Annotated in this window: 1 protein-coding gene; it reads right to left on the bottom strand. The window is 62.2% G+C overall.

From position 1 onward, the window contains the following. Window positions 1-259 (bottom strand): IS3 family transposase (locus C664_RS20100; RefSeq protein ID WP_004296107.1); only part of this gene is annotated, 259 nt, incomplete at its 3' end. Window positions 260-399 lie beyond the last annotated feature (140 nt).

Here is a 399-nt window from a genome sequence, read left to right as displayed (position 1 = left end):
CCTTTTTTAGGATGTCGCGCTCCTCGGTCACGCGCCGCAACTCCGCCTTCAGGCGCCGAATCTCGTCCGCCTGGCTGTCGCGCTCGGCACGCTGCTCCGCCGGAACGCCGTAACGCTTGATCCAGGTGTAGAGACTGTGGGCGCTGACGCCAAGCCGCACGGCCACCTCAGCGACCGGATGTCCCCGGTCGGTCACCTGCTTGACCGCTTCGATCTTGAACTCTTCGGTGAAGCGCTGCTGCGCCTTCTTCGTTTCCATCGACACCTCCGTAACGCCTCATTGTGAGGCAAAAGGGTGTCTAGGAAACCCGGGGCGATTCAAACCGATCCCCTTCCTCTTCCCCGTCATGCGCGATGCTATGTTGGGCGTGGTCTTCTGGGAAGGCCGCCTCGTCGATT

The organism is Thauera sp. 63 (assembly GCF_000310165.2).
Taxonomy (GTDB): Bacteria; Pseudomonadota; Gammaproteobacteria; order Burkholderiales; family Rhodocyclaceae; genus Thauera; species Thauera humireducens.
The sequence above is the reverse complement of the archived record's forward strand: the minus strand, read 5'-3'. Positions and strand labels throughout refer to the sequence as shown.